This is a genomic window from Aeoliella straminimaris, from assembly GCF_024054565.1.
In the GTDB taxonomy this organism is placed as follows: Bacteria; Planctomycetota; Planctomycetia; order Pirellulales; family Lacipirellulaceae; genus Aeoliella; species Aeoliella straminimaris.
Genome location: NZ_JAMXLR010000038.1, coordinates 158,054 through 173,279 on the forward strand (window position 1 = coordinate 158,054; position 15,226 = coordinate 173,279).

A 15,226-nucleotide genomic window follows, 5' to 3' on the forward strand; every position below is an offset into this window, starting at 1 on the left:
GGCCCGAATGACTGGAGTGGCTACAAGGCGAGATCCGAGTTGTCCGTCCACTGGAGCCTCGATAGCCAGGTCGGCAGCGTGATCAGCCACAGCCTGGTCGGTTCGTCGGACGACTACAAGCAGTGGTACTGTGACGAACTGCCCAAGACCTTTCATCCCCGCCAATGGAATCCCGACGAACTGGCGGAACTTGCCAACATCAGTGGCGCTAAGTACGTGGTGTTCACCACCCAGCACCACAACGGTTTCTGCATGTGGGACACAGAGACCACAGGGTTTGACATCACGACCACGCCATTTATAAGTAGGATCTTGTAAAAGACTACGTCGACGCCATGCGTCGACAAGGTCTCGGCGTCGGTTTTTATGTTTCGCCCGAAGACTTTCACTGGATGCACCAAAACGGTTACGAGGTGCGCCGTCGAGAGCTGCCGATCGACCCGAACACGCAAGAATCTCTCGTGAAACTCAATCAGGCGCAAATCAAGGAACTGTTCACCAGCTACGGCCAGATCGACGTCTTGTTCATCGATGGAAAAGGCGAAGAGCCGGTTAAGCAGATGGCGTGGTCGCTACAGCCCGACTGCTTGATCACTCGCGGGCCGATCGAGACTCCCGAACAAGGCATCCCGGGCAAACTTCTCCCAAAGGCCAGTGGGAATCGTGCTCCACGATGGTCGTAGAAATCATGCACGCAGAGCCATTGGAAACCCCGCCGAGAACTAGCTTAGACGGCTTGAGCAGTCGGCATCGGGCATTGCCGTTTGCGATGAACGGGAGTGGTCAAGCTGGAAGATCGCCGGGAAAGAAAACGAGAAAGATGATGTACATCAACCGAATGGCTATGCTCGCGGTATTCTCCTTTGTCACTCTAAACACGGTGGCCGCGGATTACTATGTTGCACCGAACGGGTCGGATGCCAACCCCGGCATGGTGGTTGAACCTTTTCGCTCAATTGGGCGTGCGCAAGACCAGGTCCGACAGGCCCCATCGCGGCACCCAGCCTACGACTGTCTTCTGGCGGGCCGGGACCTACCATCTCGATGACGCGATCGTTTTCACCGACAAGGACTCCGGCTCCCCAAACGCCCCGGTGTTTTACCGAGCATTCGAGTCGGAGCCAGTCGTCGTGAGTGGAGGCCGGCGGCTCGAACTGGATTGGCAGCCTTATCGAAACGGAATCCTGCAGGCCAAGACCCCAAACGGCGTGCAGTTCGATCAACTGTTCGTGGATAGAGAGCGGCAGGTACTGGCTCGCTATCCCAGCTACGGTCCAGACGTGCTGCCCTACCACCGCTTTAGCGCCGATGCGTTCAGTCCCGAGCGGGCGGAACGGTGGTCAAACCCAGCCGGGGGTTTCATTCACGCCATGCATCGGAACCACTGGGGCGGCTACCACTATCGGATCACTGGCAAGAAGCCGAATCACGAAGTCACCTATGAAGGGGGCTCACGAACGAACAATCCCGCGAACTGGAAGTGCCACTAGACTTCTTGGAAGAGGAACTGCAATACCGCGCTCGTGTCTACCGTGATGATAGTTCCATCGACACGTTGACAAATATCCGAATCGAGGATGTAGTGTTAACGGCCAACGAAATGCTTGACGTCTAGTTGAAGCCGCACGGTGGGCAAACGGTATGGTTTACAACGGCACTACGCCAAAAGAATGACCACTAAACATCACTTGATTCTCAACATGCCATTCCCGGCAAGTTGACCACCAACCAACAAGTGCTGATTGCTGTTGGCCAGTTAGCTCGCGAGGTAGGGTGCCTCCCTCCAAACTGGGACGAATACCGCTTTTTCCGCGATGGATGAGAGCTTGACCGAGTAAAGTAGAAAGATCTCTTCGCCAATCCACCCCGCACACTGGGACGACGCGCGTTAGAAGCCGCGACACTTGTCGCTGTAAGCCGTTGCAATGCAACAACTTAAAAGTGGCGGGGGCCGGATTCGAACAAAGTGAAAGAAATGCAGTAAACATGGCGAATGGCGATTCCCACGGCGCAGTTGGTGCAGATTTGGCTCCGATCGACCCCGAACTGGCCCTCATCGTCGAGCGGTGGGAGGAGCTCCCCGAGGCTGTGCGGGCTAGCATCCTGGCAATGGTGCGGGCGTCGGGTGCGAGTGCGGAAGAGGGGTAGAAGAGCTAGCTCACTTTGTAGCCCCGTGACTCTGTATCCCGTGCAGCGGACAATCTGATCTACGTGCTTACCAGCCCGCATTGAGGGCGACCTAAACACCGAACGCAGCTTTTCGTTAGCTGCCGAGCGTCATCGAATGAACTACACTCGCGGTATTCCCGAACTGCGGTCGGTGAAAACGACCGCTGCGCCGAACGCCGTCGAACCGTCCACCTGCAGGCCCGTCGCCGCTGCCGGTGCCTCGTCGTCAACCGAGGTTGAGGATCGTCTCGCCGCCCTCGGTAAGCTCGTCGCTGGTCGTGAAGGTAACGGCGTCGCTGGTGACCTCGCCAGCGTTGTCCCTCGCCCGCACCGTGATCTCGTACCTCGTGCCCGCCTGCAGCGGGACCGTCCAGCCGTAAGGTGCCCTCGTCGCCACGCCCGGGGAGGGCTCGCCGTTCACTAGCAGTTGCACCACGACGCGGGCGTCGGCCCCGTCGCGGTCGTCGATCATCGCCCGGATGTCCACGGTCGGCGCGGTCATCATCGACCCGGTGATCGGGCTCGTGATCTCGACGTCCGGCGGCAGGTTGTCGACGCCCAGCCGCCGCTTCAGCTGGGCGAGGTAGATGTTCCGCGGGCGAATGTCGTCGTAGTTCCCGATGTACTCGTACCAAGGCCCATCCTCGTTCCGCTTCTCCTCCTCGCTTTCGGGCCACTCGAGCCACCACCCGACAATGATGGTCCGCTTCTCATCGGGGATGAGCGGGATGCCTTGGCGGATGCCCGAACTCGTCGGGTCGAACGGCAGGATCTGCGTGGACCGCAGGTTCCAGTACGTCTCCTTCACGGCATGAGTATGGATGCTCCGCTGCCCCTCGGCGCCGAGGCCCAGGCCCATGTCGATGTCGGTGAACAGGTTGTTCTGCGTGCCGGCCGAGTGGTGGTCGATCTCGATGTTCGGCCCCTTGCAGCGGTGCCAAACGTTCCACGTCGCATGGTTTTCGGAGCCGAGGCTGTGGATGTACTTGATCGTCTCTTGGTATTTCTCGACGAGGTTGTGGTCGCCGCCCTGGATGTCGATCGCGTGGTGCCCGGCACGATGGTTCTTAGCGATGCTGTTGGTCTGGCGCGGCCGACCAGGGTAGACGCCATGCTACCCCCGCCAAAGAGGCCATTTGGATGAGCTTCCGAGATGGGTATTCCAATGGGATCCCAGAAGAACACCAGTGCCGTTAGGTGGTGGCAACTATTTGCACCATGTTTTTTGCTTACTTCATCGACAGCGATCTTTGCTGGTTCGGAATCATCTGTCAGTTCGCTTCACATTCGGCCACGACAGTTCCTCTCGCGGAAAGAAAAGCACCACCCCCTGCTCCATTTCCACCATCAAATCAAGCTTGCCCCGTCCGAGGTCGACCGCCAGCGGTGAGCACGAATGAGTACCCATGTCGATCGCCTTTCCCTCGTGTTGCAAAACCTTTGGATACTCGAAAACCGGGTCGGCATTGCTTCCCGCGTTTCGGAGCAGCAGCACGGCTGCGTGACGCTCGTCACCCTCCAAGACGTCTTCGGGATAGCCTCCCTCACCAGGGATGGCCGCTGTCCGACCGGTCCCGCAGAGCAGGTCGATAGCGCCGTCACCGTCCCAGTCGATAGCCTGAATCTTGGTCCGACCCAATTGACCGGCGACCCGCTTGCTATGGGTTTGGATAGGTTCGCCTGTTGTTAGCCGTAGTATGTCACCCCGACGGACGTTGTAATCGTCGATGCGCCAAAAGCAACGTAGGTGGTTGTTTTCATCATTGACGACGATACAGTTTCTTCCGTTCTGGCCCCAGTTGGTCACCGCCGGTTGCGTTCGCCACACAAGGTGCAGTTCCAGACTATCGCACTTCAGCTCGACCGGTTTTTCAAAAGCAGGTGGATTGGATCCCGGAATGTGAAGAAGCACAGTTACATCGGCGCGGATGCTGTTGAAGATAATGTCAAGAAGGCCGTCGTTGTTCCAGTCGCATAATGTTGGGCAGGTATAGCCCCATCGAGCCTCACCAGGCCCTTGGATCATTCCGTAGCCAGCGTTGACCTTAAGCACGTCTCCGCCTGCTTCAACCAGTTGAGGCACATCAAACGTCGGTGTGGTCTTCGAGCCTATGTTGCGAACGAAATAGATGTCGCCAACGTCATTGCCAGCCACCAAGTCCAAAAGTCCATCGTTGTCCAGGTCACCCGCAGTAATCACTGGCAGAGCGCCGAGAACCATTGTCGGATTCTCGACCAATACGCGGTTCGGTGGCCGATATATCGGGCCACCTTGTTCATTGAACCGCCCCGTGAATCGATAGAACCACAGGAGCCCGGTATCGCCTACCAGCAAGTCTGATTGGCCGGAGTCTGCACTTGGTAGGGCAGCGGGTGTAGGGTTTATTCCCGGATGGCGCAGGGCATTACCACGCTCGTCGCTCGCAAACACGGCCGGATCGAGGTCGATGGAATTGATTGACCGGTTGTGATAATAGAAGAACGTGCCGTGTCTGTCGCTGGCAATTATGTCGCGTTCGCGCCCTGGACCGAAGTCAACAACGGTGATGCCTGGATTGCTGAATTGAAAATCCCGCGCCTTCTCGAATATGGGAAATTTCATTTGGTGTTGCCCCAACGCAAGCCCGTCCTCGAACTTGGCGCCGCCCAGGACAGAAAATGGTAGTCCTCCCCGCCAGATTCCGGCACCGTCGAAAGGCCGAAAATCGGGTGAATGATGATGCGCATCGGTCGGGTAATAGGGCTCTCCATCCGGCACGCTAAAAAAGGCGAGCAGCTGTCCACCTGGGGTCCTGGTGGCTGCCAGCGATCTCGCGCCTCTTGGAAGCGATGAACCCCGAACGTCGGTGGATTCGAAACTGCGTTTCTTGGCATCGTATTTCGCGAGCCGAAGACTTGTACCGCTGAGATACACAGCCCATAGGCCTGAATCTAAATCGGTTACTAGTGCCGCCGATCTGCTCGGTATATCGAATCCTAAGGGCTGGCCGTAGATCGGTGTACCATCGGTGTGGAATCGCCGGAAGGGAAGCAGTTTGCGGTCCGCGAGAAAGAGATCATAGGGTCCGTTACCGAAGGCATCCGCGGTCCCCAAGGGCTTGACTTCATAATCTCGCGTCCCGCCAATCGGGCCGACATCAACTCCGAGCGGAATTGCTTCGCCGGAGGTCCAGCCATCGTACGGTTGGGACGCGTCGGCATCGAAGGAATGGTTCGCTGCGAAGAGGACGCAGGCCGCCAGTGACAGTCCATGTAATCCGAATCGAAATCGTGGCCGCATGAACTATCTCTACCCGAAACCAGGAATTGGAAAAATTTCACACCGCGCCAAGTCGGGGCGATGTGAGACATCAGAAAAGTCGCGAATGGGCTTTCCTACCACAAATATTGAGACTAGCGCTTCGCGACCAAGCCGATCGCGCCAACAGCGAAAAAAGCAAGTCGGGCCGGTCCAGGGATCGTATAAACTTGACGCAGTGCCTCGGTTGCTTTCGCACGCTCCAAGGGAGTCAGAACGCGGTTGTAGATGACCAGGGCTGCCAACTCACCCGCCCAAGAATCTCCGTGGCTCAGGTTGGTAGTCCCGCTTGGCTGGGAACCGATTTGTGTCTGCAACTGATTTGACAACCACAGCGTTGCAACATAGTTGCTGTTCGAAAACTGACTTCCATTCGGCAGCGTCACCATAGCGGAAATTTCATCGCTTGCCGTGTCCAAGAAGCTTGTTCCAACAACAAGCTGTGAGTCACTGACCGCAGTTGGGGTGGCGACGCAACCGCGCAGACCACAGCGGCTATTAGCCAGCGACCGATATGGGCACGAAGCTTAACTCGATTCGTATTAACGAGGACTCCTCCAAAGATGGTGAGAAACTTGAAAGCCAAGCTCAGCTACCGCTCCGAGCGACGCGCCGGGTCGACACTGATACCCCGCGCACGAGTCACGGCCTACAGCAAGAGACTGCATCGCAAACATCCCGGCGTCGAAGCACGGCACGCCAATCTCTCAGACTTGGCGTGCGTCTGCCCCGTGGATTGCTTAGCGATCGCATGCAACCGAGAAGGCGCAGTGCTCAAAAAAAGCTGCTATTGAGCTCGTTATCGTGGATTGTGAGCGCAAAATCCCAGGACGAGGGACCCGCGAACCCCCTAGGATTCCTTGAGTATTCCCAGCAGTCTACTCGTGGCAATACATCTGGTCAACAGTTGTTTGGCGAGCTTTTGGCTTAGGCAGGGTTCTCCGTGAAGTGCAGCTGATCCGCGAGAGGCGGTTGGCAAGTAATCGCTAGATCGAAGCTCGACATTTGCTAGTTAAGCGGAGCTCCCCGCGGCGGCCCCCTGTAGTGACAGTTGAAGGCCGTTACTAATGTGTTTGGCGGCTGCCTTGGCTGCTCGAATGGGCGCCTTAGACCGAATAGCATCTAGTATTGCTTTGTGTTCATCGCAGGTCGCTTGCATGGAAGACGCGTCGAAACGATGCCGACGAGTACCGAAGACACGGGTGAGCCCGTGGGATTGCCCCGCCGCTCGCATCATCTCTCGATTACCGGTCGCTTCAATCATGCAAAGGTGAAACTCGCAGTCAGCCTTGTTAAACTGCGAAGCAGTACGCTTGCTGGCAAACTTGCTTGCCGAGCCCTTTTGCCGGGTGGTCAGCTCCATTAAGCGCGCTAGTTTCTTCTCCAAACGAGCGATCTGCCCGTTGTTGGCGCGTAGGGCGGCAAGGCGAGCGGCGTAGGGTTCAATGGCCAGACGCACTTCGTAAATCTCAATCAGCTCAGAGCGGTCCAATCTCCGAACGACTGCTCCTAACTGCGGAATAAGGTCGATGAGCCCCTCCTGGGCAAGCTGGCCCGCCGCCTCACGTACGGGCGTGGCGCTGACACCGATCTCCCTACCAATCGGGCCATATAGCAATCGCGTGCCCGGCTCAAATTGGCCGGCAATCAGCTTGTCTCGCAGGTGTTCGTAAGCGCGGTTGGCTTGAGTCGTCGTGCTCATGCTTGAATGCCTTAGGCCCATAGGGTATGCTAATTCACAAGTCTATAGATTATGGCAGCCACAAGTGTGATTGACCAGGGAAGTTGAAATCGAGTCTCAACGAAGATTGCCTGGATTGTTGCGGCCATTGTCCATGAGTTTTTGCTTTTCATCCTTCTGCAGGTGGCACTCTCACGACTTCGGACGGCAATCGATTGCTTGTGAAATGCGATGGCCGAAGAACGATTCAGTCATCTGTTGTCGCAAGACATCGTGAATGTGGCTGCAATGTCCCCTCCGATTCGACGTGGCTGAGGTGATTTGCATGGGACTGCGGAGTTTGCTTTAACCGATACACTGGTGCTTGCAGGACGAGCGTCAAACGGCCCGGTGGAGGCAGCATGATTTCAGTAGTGTACTTCTCCGGCGTCGACTGGGGCGTACTGACCGGCTACTTTGTCGGCATCATGGCCCTTGGGCTATTCTTCTGGCGACGGAACAATTCGGCCGACCAATTTACTGCCGGGGGAAGGACCTTGTCGGGTTGGTTGTGTGGTTTATCAATCTTCGCGACCTACCTGAGCAGCATCAGCTTCCTAGCGCTTCCTGGAAAAGCGTTCGTTGACAATTGGAATTTCTTTCTGTATTCGTTGGCGCTTCCGCTTGCTGCCCTGATTGCCGTCCGATATTTCGTGCCGCTATATCGCAAGTCAGGGGAGATATCCGCCTATTCGTGGTTGGAGACGCGATTCGGCTTGTGGGCGCGGATGTGTGCGAGCGTTTTTTACCTCTTGTTTCAGGTCGCGCGTATCGGTGTTGTGATGTACTTAATGGCACTTCCGATGGCGGTGCTTTTTGGCTGGGACCTGCGTACGGTAATCTGCGTGACAGGTGTGGTGGTGACGATCTATTCGTTCGTAGGTGGAATTGTCGCCGTGATTTGGGCAGATGCGATTCAAGCTGTGGTGTTGCTTGTCGGAGCACTCTTGGCGCTTGGCATCTTGTTGGCGGGCATGCCCGGTGGCCCTTCGGAGGTAATCAAAGTGGCTGCCGATAACGGAAAATTCTCACTCGGCAGTGCTTCTCTGCTCGAAGTCTCGCAAACTACGATTTGGGTTATCTTGGCCTTTGGATTATTTGACAATCTTCGCAATTTCGGCGTGGACCAGAGCTACATCCAACGCTACATCGCCGCCCGATCCGACCGCGAAGCAGCCAAGAGCGTGTGGTTGGGAGCATTGCTTTATGTACCCGTGAGCGCCCTGTTCTTCTTTATCGGATCATCACTGTACGCTTTCTACGAAAGCCATCCCTTAGAAACGCAAGAATTGCGAAGAATCGTCGCCGAGCAGAAACTGATGCAGTCGGGCGTTTCGGTCGATGCCCTCGACTACCAGGAGCAACTCGATCGAATCGCTGGCGAGCTGACGGATCAGCAGTTGGGGGATCGCGTGTTTCCACACTTCATAGCCGCGCAGCTTCCCCAAGGTGCTCGAGGGTTATTGATTGCCGCTGTTTTTGCAGCGGCGATGAGCACGGTTTCGACGTCGCTCAATTCATCCGCCACGCTGGTGATGAGCGACATCTACCAGAGATTGTTCAAACCCGATGCGTCGGATTCCGAGTGCGTCGGCATCTTGCGCCTGGCGACCGTTGCTTGGGGGGCGATGGGAACCGCGATGGCGTTGATCTTAGTAAGGCTTACCGAAAGCGTGCTTGACATATGGTGGGATCTGTCTTCCATATTGGGAGCAGCGATCATCGGCTTGTTCCTACTGGGACTAACTGTGCCGTCCATCCGCAGCAAACAAGCCGTCGCAATTTTCGGATCTGGAATGGCTTTGATTGGTTGGATGGTCTTCGCCGGGGGCAAGTTCTGGCCAGAATCGCTAAGCGAGTACGCTAGTCCGTTCAATTTGAAATTGGTCATCGTAATCGGTCCAATGACGATGGTGCTGCTGGGCTTGCTACTCGCACAAAAAAGGGTTCCCTAGCGGCTCGTCCGTAATCATTCACTGGTTAAGGCTTCATCCATGTCTCATTTCCTCCGCATTCGGACAATCCTCGTTTTGCTGATCGGGCAATGCACTGGGCTTCGTGCTGGTGCGGAAGATTCCGCATGGAAGTTGCAGCCCCTGCAGTACAATAATCCGAACCTAACTGTCGATCTTGGCGTTGGACTGTGGGCCTACCCAATGCCACTGGACTACGACGGCGATGGCGACTTGGACTTGCTTGTGGGTTGTCCCGACAAGCCCACTCGCGGAACCTACTTCTTCGAAAACACTACGCAAGATCCCCGCGAACGAATGCCTGTCTTTAAATCCGGAGTTCGCATCGGCAATGGCTACCACTACATGATGCTCAGCATGGTCGATGAGGAGCCGGTAATACTTACGCCGGCCAAAGAGTACCGCCGCGATCAGACCTCCGGCTCCTTCGACTTCAGCAATCCCCAGAGAGTTCAAGCGCCTTCCGATCCTAACAGTCACGCGAACGGTCGCACGCGGGGAAACATGTGGCGGTACGTCGACTTCGAAGGCGACGGCGATCACGATATTATCGTCGGCATAGGCGACTGGTCGGACCTGGGGTGGGATCATGCCTACGACAATCACGGGCACTGGCAAAATGGTCCGCTGCATGGATATGTCTATCTGATTACGAATGAGGGCACCGACGAGTCACCCGCTTACTCCAAGCAGCCACACCGACTTCGAGCCGGTGGTGGAGAGATCGATGTCTATGGCTGGCCGAGTCCCAATGTTGCTGACTTTGACGGAGACGGAGACCTGGATTTGCTGTGCGGTGAGTTCATGGACGGTTTTACCTACTTCCAGAATACGGGTTCGCGAACCGTGCCTCGGTACGGATCAGGGCAGAAGCTTAAAAACGCCAATGGGGAGCCGCTAACCATGCATCTCCAAATGATAACTCCCACCGCCATTGACTGGGATGCGGACGGCGACTTGGATTTGATCGTTGGAGACGAGGATGGCAGAGTTGCTTTTGTTGAGAACACCGGCAAGCTCCGTAATCACGCACCGGTCTTTGCATCGCCAAAGTACTTCAAGCAAGAGGCTGACACGCTGAAGTTCGGCGCATTGGCTACACCGTTTGCCTACGACTGGGACAACGATGGCGATGAAGACATCGTGTGTGGCAACACGGCAGGCCAGATTGGAATTTTCGAGAATCTGGGTGTGGATGAAAACGGTCTACCAAGATGGAACAAACCAAAGTTGCTCAATGAAAGGCTAGATAGCGGAGCCCTCAAGCCGTTTCGTGTGATGGCGGGTGAAAACGGGTCGATCCAAGGCCCCTGCGAAGCAAAATGGGGCTATACAACCCTTTCCGTAGCCGACTGGGATGGTGACGGAGATGGCGACATCATCTACAACTCAATCCTTGCTCGGCTTGGACTATTGATCAATAACTCTGGCACATTTGTAGACCGCCCCTTCGACACAGGACTCAGCGAGTTTCCACCAAAGTGGTATTGGTGGCAGACGCCATCGGGCTCGGCCTTGACGCAATGGCGTACCACGCCGTTGGCGGTCGATTTCGACGGCGATGAAGAACTCGATTTGGTACTGCTCGATCAGGAGGGCTATTTGACTCTCCGCTCAGCCGGAGGAAAGGCCCAGCGGATTTTCATCGATGAAGATAACAATGCCATTCGATTGACCACCAAAACGTGCGGCGGTTCTGGGCGAGTGAAGTTGGCGATGGTGGACTGGGACGGCGACTCGCGACTGGACCTTTTGGTAAATTCCCAGAACGCCACTTGGTACCGCAATTGTGAGGATCGTGGTGACAAGGTAGTTCTTAAAGAGATTGGAGACTTAGCCCGTCGCAATGTCGCTGGTCACACATCGAGCCCGGCCGCATGTGATTTCAATCGAGATGGTAAACCAGACCTGTTAGTCGGAAGTGAAAATGGTCGCATCTACCACATCGCCCATGACGATTGCATACAGTTTTCAGAAGAGCAAAAACGTGCCCGGCAACCGGCAGAAGTAAGACGATCGGAGTTCCCCGGACTCGTCACGGAAGAGCACATTTTTGAGCGAGCCCCTTTCGAGGAGTGCTATGCTTCGACCATTTGCAGAACCTCTCGTGGCCTTGTGGCAGCATGGTTCGGCGGTAGCTCGGAAGGGGCGGATGATGTCGGCATCTGGACCAGTTATCACGACGGCCAGAAATGGAGTAAACCCATACAGGTAGCCAATGGGATTCAACACAGCGAGCTGCGTTATCCGTGCTGGAATCCAATTCTATATCAACCACCTGGCGATGCCCCAACGTTGTTGTTCTTCAAGGTCGGCCCAACACCGGAGCAGTGGTGGGGAGAGTATATGGTCAGCTACGACCGTGGACGCACCTTTAGGGGCCGGCGTCGACTGCCCGAAGGCATACTGGGGCCGGATCGAAGTAAGCCGATTTTACTTCCTGGTGACCAAACTTTGCTATGCGCTTCCTCCACAGAGTATGACGACTGGCGAATACGCTTCGAATCGGTGCATCTAGTCGATGGTCTGCCGAGTGGAGAGTGGACACGGATCGAACCGGTAGTTGAAACGGGCGATTTCAATGCCGCGCAGCCAACGTTTCTAGGACCCGGCAATGGACAATTGCAGGTTCTCTGCCGTACTAAAGACGGCGTGATCGCCACCAGTTCGTCATCAGACAACGGCAAATCTTGGTCCGCTATGAAGAGCACCAATCTGCCTAATCCCCATTCGGGCATCGACGCCCTGCCCCTGAAGGACGGTCGTCAGCTCATCGTCTACAATGCCATGCAACATGATCAGGACGACGATAAGCAACGCGGACTATTGCGTGTTGCGATATCTGTCGACGGGACAAAGTGGAAGCGACTTGGCGATCTCGAGGGAGATAGGAAAGGCGAATTCAGCTTTCCGGCCGTTGTTCAAACTGCCGATGGCTTGGTCCACGTAATCTACACGTGGAATCGCCGCCTCATTAAGCACGTAGCTTTTGCTCTGGAAGGCGGATATGGAGAACTGTAGTGCCTTCAAATAACTCCAATTACGGCGCGTATTCCGAATCGCTACGTGAAACCGGATGTACCTTGATGTCCCGTTTTCAGACTTTGATAGCGGCGCTGTATTTCGATCGCTGGCCAGCCCTGCCGGTGCAGATCTCGACCCGATTTCACACGGCTGGAGGCACTTCGTTTAGAGGAGGCATGGCAATGTATGTCAGCGCACCAATCCTTACAGCTGTTTCAGAAACCCCGCTATTTTGTGGCTGAGCTAATGCCCAAAAGGCTTCCGACTGGACAACAGGCGATGTTTAAAATACGATTCAGGCACTGGAATTCTGTTAGCATTTCTTTGGAATCACAGGCGTTTTAGGGCATCAAGAAGGGGCCGGCAGAGCTATTCCGAAAAGTGATCGTCTACATTTGGGGACTTGCTGTTGCGGTGTAGGTGATGTCGAGGCGATGTATTGAGTTGGATTAGGATTCGGAAGGCGGAGCTGACTTCAAGGCGAACGCCTGACGGGCTATTTAGCGCTTGTATCCTGTCGGTTAGCTGCCCACCGACCTCGAACATTGCGGCAATTGACAGTTGGTTACATCAACGTGCTTGCTCGCAACCAGTGCCTCCAACCTGCCGGAAGAGACTATCCGCGGTGAGGCTTGCAACTCGAGCAGTTGAACAACTGATGTTCGCTACTCACCGCGGCTGCAATTCGGTCCGTGCGTACGTGTTAAAGAGAGAATACGAAAATGGAATTCACTGGATTGGCAGGCCAAGTTTACTCCCAACTCCAAAGCGAGCTGCTGAGTGGTCAACTGCTTCCAGGTGCAGTGATTTCAGAGAAGCAACTCGCAGAACGACTAGGCATGAGCCGGACACCCGTGGGTGAAGCCGTGCGGAAACTCGTGTCCGAGGGATTCATTGAACAGCTCCCCCGTTACGGAACTGTAGTCAAAGAAATTACCATCGATGATGTGGCTGAAATCTATGAACTTCGAGAGGCCATTGAGCCGTACGCGGCCCGGAAAGCTGCTGGGAAGCTTTCACCCGCTCAGCTGAAACAGCTGGAGATTCTCAGCAATGCTATTGAACAGATAGCAGAAGACTTAGACAAGACCAAGGGTAAGGTATTAGAGGGAGAACGCCTAAGGCGATTTCTCGCTGCCGACATGGCATTTCACATGCTCATCGTTCGCGTTGCAGCCAACTCCCGCATGCAAAAGGTAGTTTCCGATTCTCGGGCCGTGTCGCAGGTGTTTCGCATCCGGCGCAGATCTCATGACTCCGCCATCGTCCTCGGCGCGTGCTCATTCCACAAGCATATACTCAAAGCGCTCCGGGAAAGAGATGGCCAGGCGGCTTCGAAGTGGATGTTCGACCACATTCATCAATCGATGAATGAGACACTCGCTTACTTCGGGCAGAGGGAAGCTGCACCTCCTAGCCCGGCCTTCGATTCACTCGGTTTGCCAGAGGATTTGGCCAAGGAATTGGAGCAGGTCGCCGATGAGGAGCGTCCATTGGACGATGCGACATAACCCTCCGACTTCCATACAGTTCACAGATATTGGGCGGACGTTTCAGGAATACCATGCTACACCTGAATGCCAATGCTGAAAATCGATCGAGAGAGAGCGCTATTCTCGCGTCGAGAAAAGCCCGCACGACCCACTGGTATGCAACCCAGGCGGAGAGCCAACTCAGGAGCAGGCGAGTTGAGTGCCAAGCGATGCCCTTCGGGACATTGCCGGCCTGCGCGGGTATTGTCTGCCACGTCTAAGTGACACTTCGTTGCCAACGGGGGTGGAGCGGTAGGCCTTTTCCGAGATCCCTTTCGCCTTGAAGGCAAATCTCAGCGATTCGCTGAGGTAAACTGGCATCGCATGGTCGTCAACCGCATCAAACCATAAGAAGGTGGGCTTGTCGGCATGAGCATCAACTGCATTAACCCTACAGCTCATCCTTGTCCTTTGCCGGCGAGTGCCAATTGCCGATCGCTGCTCGGTGCGGCGAGAGAGCCAATTCTGACTCAAACACCAGATTTGTTCGGGGTTCATCTGACGTCTAAGGGTTCGATTACCGTCATGCATTACATTCTGCTCACGTTAGTCTTGGTATTCTCAGCGAACTCGGTGATCCGCGCGGAAGAGTCCTGGCAGGACCGATTTCACGAACCACCAATGACAGCCCGCCCACATACGTGGTGGCACTGGATGGGAGGCAATGTGACCAAGGAGGGTATCACTCGGGATTTAGAAGCAATGAAGGAAGTCGGTCTGGGGGGATTTCAAGCTTTCCATGTCAGCTCAAGTATTCCGTCAGGTCCGGTCGGCTACCCTGATGTCTATGGAGGTCGATCAGGGCCGTCTCGTACTACCCAGCGGTATGCGTTATCGCGTCCTTGTGTTGTCCGACCATTCCACCATAAGACCAGAGATCCTTCGCAAGTTGCAGCAACTCATCGAGTCGGGTGCTACGATTTGGGGTCCACGACCAATTAAATCGCCTAGCCTTAGTAACTACCCCGACTGCGACGGCGAGGTGCAAAAATTGGCGACACAAATGTGGGGCGAGTACGGCATCGTATCGCCAGACACGACACTTGTTGAATTGCTCGATCGACAGGGCTTACTTCCCGATTTCGAAGTCGTCAATGGTGGAGATAATTCGCCACTCGACTACCTACACTGACTAGTAGAAGACACTGACTTCTATTTCGTTTCAAATCAATCGGAATACCCGGTAGATGTTGAATGTCTCTTCCGAATTGCCGATCGAGCACCGGAGTTGTGGCATCCTGATACTGGCGGAAAACAGCCTCCGACCGTTTGGCGTACGACAAACGACGGACGCACATCGGCAACCCTCAGAACGTGTTTTGAAATTGCCTGAATAGCAAAAAACAGCTACGGCTCCCTCTTTTGGTTAGCAGCCTCAAGGAAGGAGCCGCAGCATGAAAACGGAGTGTCAGTATTCCAGTGATTTGACGAACAAGCAATGGCAATCGGTTCGGCAGTTGTTGCCACCTCCCACCCGACGGGGTCGGCGGCCGATTGATCGTCGAAGGAT

The 15,226-nt window shown here is 55.4% G+C and carries 13 protein-coding genes and 2 pseudogenes; 11 read left to right on the forward strand and 4 right to left on the reverse strand.

Annotation, left to right across the window (positions count from 1 at the left end; all coding sequences use genetic code 11):
- Nucleotides 1–39: 39 nt before the first annotated feature.
- The 5 genes from NG895_RS12640 to NG895_RS12655 all read left to right on the forward strand — a co-directional run bounded on the left by NG895_RS12640 (nucleotide 40) and on the right by NG895_RS12655 (nucleotide 2,148).
- A complete protein-coding gene (locus NG895_RS12640) occupies nucleotides 40–318 on the forward strand; it encodes an alpha-L-fucosidase (RefSeq protein ID WP_252852873.1) in 279 nt (92 codons plus the stop codon).
- Between the two features lie 17 nt (nucleotides 319–335).
- Nucleotides 336–683, forward strand: a complete 348-nt coding sequence (locus tag NG895_RS12645; protein ID WP_252852874.1) for an alpha-amylase family protein — start codon at nucleotides 336–338, stop codon at nucleotides 681–683.
- Between the two features lie 234 nt (nucleotides 684–917).
- Nucleotides 918–1,490 (forward strand): hypothetical protein, encoded by a 573-nt coding sequence (locus NG895_RS12650; protein ID WP_252852875.1) that lies wholly within the window; start codon nucleotides 918–920, stop codon nucleotides 1,488–1,490.
- Complete coding sequence (locus NG895_RS30885) at nucleotides 1,481–1,615, forward strand: hypothetical protein (protein ID WP_425267226.1); 135 nt, start codon at nucleotides 1,481–1,483, stop codon at nucleotides 1,613–1,615. Before NG895_RS12650 ends, NG895_RS30885 begins: the two co-directional genes overlap by 10 nt.
- Nucleotides 1,616–1,986: 371 nt before the next feature.
- Nucleotides 1,987–2,148, forward strand: coding sequence for a hypothetical protein (locus NG895_RS12655; RefSeq protein WP_252852876.1), 162 nt, complete (start codon nucleotides 1,987–1,989; stop codon nucleotides 2,146–2,148).
- 247 nt (nucleotides 2,149–2,395) lie between these two features.
- Here NG895_RS12655 and NG895_RS12660 read toward each other — a convergent pair whose 3' ends face one another.
- Nucleotides 2,396–2,977: an Ig-like domain-containing protein gene (locus NG895_RS12660; protein WP_252852877.1), complete on the reverse strand. Its 582-nt coding sequence runs from the start codon at nucleotides 2,975–2,977 to the stop codon at nucleotides 2,396–2,398.
- 3 nt (nucleotides 2,978–2,980) lie between these two features.
- Between NG895_RS12660 and NG895_RS12665 the strand changes: the two genes are divergently transcribed.
- The gene (locus tag NG895_RS12665) at nucleotides 2,981–3,313 is read left to right on the forward strand and encodes a hypothetical protein (RefSeq protein ID WP_252852878.1); all 333 of its coding nucleotides are present in this window, start codon (nucleotides 2,981–2,983) and stop codon (nucleotides 3,311–3,313) included.
- A gap of 120 nt (nucleotides 3,314–3,433) precedes the next feature.
- On the opposite strand, the gene NG895_RS12670 is transcribed toward NG895_RS12665, so the two are convergent.
- The 3 genes from NG895_RS12670 to NG895_RS12680 all read right to left on the reverse strand — a co-directional run bounded on the left by NG895_RS12670 (nucleotide 3,434) and on the right by NG895_RS12680 (nucleotide 7,169).
- Nucleotides 3,434–5,449 carry an FG-GAP-like repeat-containing protein gene (locus tag NG895_RS12670; RefSeq protein ID WP_252852879.1) on the reverse strand — a complete coding sequence of 672 codons (2,016 nt, stop codon included), beginning with the start codon at nucleotides 5,447–5,449 and terminating at the stop codon, nucleotides 3,434–3,436.
- Between the two features lie 113 nt (nucleotides 5,450–5,562).
- Nucleotides 5,563–5,886, reverse strand: coding sequence for a hypothetical protein (locus tag NG895_RS12675; protein WP_252852880.1), 324 nt, complete (start codon nucleotides 5,884–5,886; stop codon nucleotides 5,563–5,565).
- Between the two features lie 593 nt (nucleotides 5,887–6,479).
- Nucleotides 6,480–7,169: a GntR family transcriptional regulator gene (locus tag NG895_RS12680; RefSeq protein WP_252852881.1), complete on the reverse strand. Its 690-nt coding sequence runs from the start codon at nucleotides 7,167–7,169 to the stop codon at nucleotides 6,480–6,482.
- A gap of 380 nt (nucleotides 7,170–7,549) precedes the next feature.
- On the opposite strand from NG895_RS12680, the gene NG895_RS12685 reads away from it, so the two are divergent.
- From NG895_RS12685 to NG895_RS12700, 5 genes and pseudogenes are all read left to right on the forward strand, one after another.
- Nucleotides 7,550–9,142: a sodium:solute symporter family protein gene (locus tag NG895_RS12685; protein WP_252852882.1), complete on the forward strand. Its 1,593-nt coding sequence runs from the start codon at nucleotides 7,550–7,552 to the stop codon at nucleotides 9,140–9,142.
- 39 nt (nucleotides 9,143–9,181) lie between these two features.
- Nucleotides 9,182–12,181, forward strand: coding sequence for an exo-alpha-sialidase (locus NG895_RS12690; protein ID WP_425267227.1), 3,000 nt, complete (start codon nucleotides 9,182–9,184; stop codon nucleotides 12,179–12,181).
- Nucleotides 12,182–12,906: 725 nt separating this feature from the next.
- Entirely contained in the window at nucleotides 12,907–13,695 is a 789-nt protein-coding gene (locus NG895_RS12695) for a GntR family transcriptional regulator (protein WP_252852884.1), read from the forward strand.
- 675 nt (nucleotides 13,696–14,370) lie between these two features.
- Nucleotides 14,371–14,415 (forward strand): annotated as a pseudogene (locus NG895_RS30890) (hypothetical protein); the annotation flags it as partial.
- Nucleotides 14,416–14,503: 88 nt separating this feature from the next.
- Nucleotides 14,504–15,049 (forward strand): annotated as a pseudogene (locus tag NG895_RS12700) (glycosyl hydrolase).
- Nucleotides 15,050–15,226: the final 177 nt, after the last annotated feature.